The organism is Phenylobacterium sp. (assembly GCF_030693805.1).
In the GTDB taxonomy this organism is placed as follows: domain Bacteria; phylum Pseudomonadota; class Alphaproteobacteria; order Caulobacterales; family Caulobacteraceae; genus Phenylobacterium.
Map to the genome: position 1 here is coordinate 1 of NZ_JAUXZW010000283.1, position 3,579 is coordinate 3,579.

The window sequence follows — 3,579 nt, forward strand, 5'->3', positions numbered from 1 at the left end:
TGTCGGGGCTGATCCTGCTGGGCGAACACCTGGCCTGGTCGCAGATCACCGGCGTCGCCCTGGTGATCGCAGCGGCCGCCGGCGCGACCTGGTCGACCACCGCGACGCCGCCTGTCGCCCCGACCAACTGACCGCGATCCGGCCGCATTGTGAACAAGCTTGCCGGGTTGTTCGCCCGCGATGTCGCAGCCCCTCGCCGCCAAGCTTTTCCTGGTCCTGGCCGCCCTGGCCTGCTGCCTCGCCGCCCCCGCAGAGGCGCAGAATTCCCCCGCCGCCCAGCGCGTCTTCAATAAGGCCCGGGCCGCGTCGGGCGGCCAGGGCTGGAACGCCCTGCGCGGCCTGCACGAGGTCGGCGAGGAGGGCGGCGCGCGATACGAACGCTGGGTCGATCCGGTGCGCTATGGTGCGCGCACCGAGACGATGACCGGCGGCGGCAAACTGGTGCAGGGCTACAACGGCGCGGGCGAATGGCGGATCATGCCCAACGGCGTAGAGACCGGATCGCCGGACCCGGCGGTGGTCGCGCGGGTGCGGACCGACGCCTTCCTGGCGGCCTACGCCTATTTCTATCCCAGCCGCTTCGACCTGCGCAGCAGCCACATCGGCGCGCGGGAAAGCCGCGGCCGGTCCTATGACGTGCTGCGGGTGCAACCGGCCGGCGGTCAGCCCCGCGAACTGTGGTTCGACCGCAAGACCGGCCTGCTGGGCCGGATCGTCGACGAGAACGGCGGCCAACGCACGGCGGTGGAGCTATCGGACTATCGCCGCGTCGGCCCGGTGATGATCGCGTTCGCCGCGACGACCACAGGCGGCGGCCTGACCGCGCCGCGCCTGCGCAAGGTTGAGAGCGTCGACTTCTGCGCCGCGGATCGCAACCTGTTCAGCCTGCCCCGGCGCACGAAGCCTTAACGCGGCCGAGGCCACGCGAAGCGATCCCTTGTCGGCCGATGCGCGCTCGTCCACGGTCAAGGTCGCATGGGCGCAACGACCAACAAGATGTCGGCACGATACGGAAGGCTGGTCGCAATCGCGGCGACGGTCGCCGTGGGTTGGAGGGCGGCCTGCAGCGAAGACTTCGGCGGCGTGCCCAGTCCCGCCGCCGTCGAAGGCCTGTGGTCGGGGGCGCGGCCCGATCCGCGCAACAGTTACACGCTCGCATCACGGCCGCAGATCCCGCCGTCCTCGCCGATACCTGGGTCGACAACGCCTGGCGGGAGCCACGCCCCATGAGCAACGCCGCCCGATCAGCCAAGCCGCACATGCCGCCGCTCGCCGCACCCCCTGGCCGTAGCACCCTGCGGCGGCGGCTCTACGAGCAGCTCGACCCGCGGGCGCGTCTGGCCAAGGGCCTGTCGCTGATCAACCGAGTGATCGTGGTGCTGATCCTGATCGCCACGACGCTGGCGATCTTAGAGACCGAACCCGCATTCAGCCGCTTCGAACCGGAGTTCGCAGCCACGGAGGTGGGCCTGGGTCTGGCCTTCGCTCTCGAGTTCATACTGCGCATCTGGGTGACGGCGGAGCACGGCGAGGCGGAACATCCCTGGCGTGAGCGAATGCGCTTCCTGGCCACGCCCTCGGCGGTCGCCGACATCATCGCCATCGTCTCCTCGCTGGCCCTGGTGGGCGGCTCCAGCGCGGTTCTGCTGCGGCTGGTGCGGATGGGACGCATCCTGCGCCTGGCCAAGCTCGGGCGGATGTCGCGGGCGTTCGACCACATGGTCGAGGCGGTGTCGTCACGACGGGACGAGCTGACGCTCAGCCTGGCGGCCGGCATGTTCCTGATGATCACCGCCGCGACCGCGCTGCACCTCGCCGAAGGGTCGATTCAGCCTGACAAGTTCGGCAGCATCCCGCGCGCCCTGTGGTGGTCGGTCGCCACCATGACCACCATCGGGTACGGCGACGTCTATCCAGTCACCATCTTGGGCAAGGTGTTGGCGGCGGTGACGGCGATCTTCAGCATCGGGTTCATCGCCATGCCGACGGGCATCCTGGCGGCCTCGTTCAGTGACGCCATGCATAGGCATCGCCAGGCGCTCGAAGAGGCCGCGAAGGCGCAAGAGGCCGAAAGCTCCGAGCCGCCCTGACGCCATCTTCGGCTGTGACCGCTTTACACGGCGCTCGCTTCCGCCGGCTCATGGCTGCGCATTGACAGCCCGCCCGCCCGGATCAAAAGCTGTCGCCCAACAAGCGGCCGGCTCTCCCGCGGAGGCGCACAGGCGGCTGAATCCAGGAGGCGGCGCATGGAATACCGCAAGCTCGGCGGCACCGAACTGAACGTTTCGCTCGTGGCGCTGGGTGGCAACACATTCGGCCCGCCGCGGCTGGACGAGGCGCAAAGCGTACGCACCATCCACGCAGCCGACGACCTGGGCGTGAACTTCATCGACACCGCCAACCTCTATGGCGGCGGCTATTCGGAAGCCTTCATCGGAACCGCCCTGGCCGATCGCCGGGACCGCTGGGTGATCGCGACCAAGTTCAACCTGCGCAACCTGGGCGACGCCAATGTGGCCGACTACATCACCCAGGCCTGCGACAATTCCCTTCGCAAGCTCAACACCGACCGCATCGACCTCTACCAACTGCACCTGCCCAGCCTGAACACGCCGGAGGACGAGATCCTGCGCGCGCTCGACAAGCTGCGGCAGGCCGGCAAGGTGCGCGAGATCGGCGCCTCCAACCACATGTCCTGGCACATGGCCAAGAACCAGTACGTGGCCCGCGCCATGGGCGTGAAGCCGTACGTCACCGCCCAGGACCACTACAATCTGCTGCGCCGGCACATCGAGGCCGAGTTGATCCCGTTCGCGAACGCCTACGGCGTCAGCATCATCCCCTATTTCCCATTGGGCGGCGGGTTCCTGAGCGGCAAGTACAAGCAGGGCGAGGCGCCGCCTCCCGGCACCCGCGGCGCGGAGGGCAGCGGCATCGTCTCGCGCAATCTCAACGACCGCAATTTCGAGATCGTGCGCAAGCTGGACGCCTTCGCCGCGGCGCGCCAGCGTTCAACGGCCGAGCTCGCCCTGGCCTGGCTGCTGGCCAACCCGGCGGTGGGTTCGGTGATCACCGGGGTGAGCAGCCCCGAGCAGGTGGCGCTGAATGTCAAGGCGGCCGGCTGGGTGCTGACGCCCGAAGAGAAGAGCGAACTCGACGCCATCGCGCCGCGCGAAGGCGACGACAGCGGCCAACCGGTTGGCGCCCGCGCCGCAGCCCCGGCGGCTGCCTGAGCGTGGCTCTGACCGCTGAAGGCACCAGCCGTTTCGTCCAGGCCGGCGACGTCCGCATCCACTATCACGAGGCAGGGGAAGGCCCGCTCCTGATCGCCATCCACGGGGGCGCGCCGGGCGCCTTCGGCTGGGGCAACTTCGGCCGCAACATGGAGGCGCTATCCAAGCACTTCCGCACGTTGATCGTCGACCTTCCGGGTTACGGCCAGTCGGACAAGCCGCCGATCCAGGGTGGGCAATACGGCTTCTACGCCAAGATCTTCATGGCGATGTTCGACGCGCTGGGGATCGACAAAGCCCATGTGGTCGGGCTGGCGACAGGCGGCGGCGTGGGCATCAAGATCGC

At 68.8% G+C, this 3,579-nt stretch carries 4 protein-coding genes; all 4 read left to right on the forward strand.

Annotated features, from left to right (window positions below; all coding sequences use genetic code 11):
• Positions 1-180 precede the first annotated feature (180 nt).
• On the forward strand, positions 181-909 hold the full coding sequence (locus Q8M88_RS10970; protein WP_305597196.1) for a hypothetical protein: 729 nt from the start codon (positions 181-183) through the stop codon (positions 907-909).
• Positions 910-1,226: 317 nt separating this feature from the next.
• On the forward strand, positions 1,227-2,090 hold the full coding sequence (locus tag Q8M88_RS10975; RefSeq protein ID WP_305597197.1) for an ion transporter: 864 nt from the start codon (positions 1,227-1,229) through the stop codon (positions 2,088-2,090).
• A gap of 156 nt (positions 2,091-2,246) precedes the next feature.
• Positions 2,247-3,233 (forward strand): aldo/keto reductase, encoded by a 987-nt coding sequence (locus Q8M88_RS10980; RefSeq protein ID WP_305597198.1) that lies wholly within the window; start codon positions 2,247-2,249, stop codon positions 3,231-3,233.
• A gap of 2 nt (positions 3,234-3,235) precedes the next feature.
• On the forward strand, positions 3,236-3,579 hold a 344-nt coding region (locus Q8M88_RS10985; RefSeq protein WP_305597199.1), incomplete at its 3' end, for an alpha/beta fold hydrolase.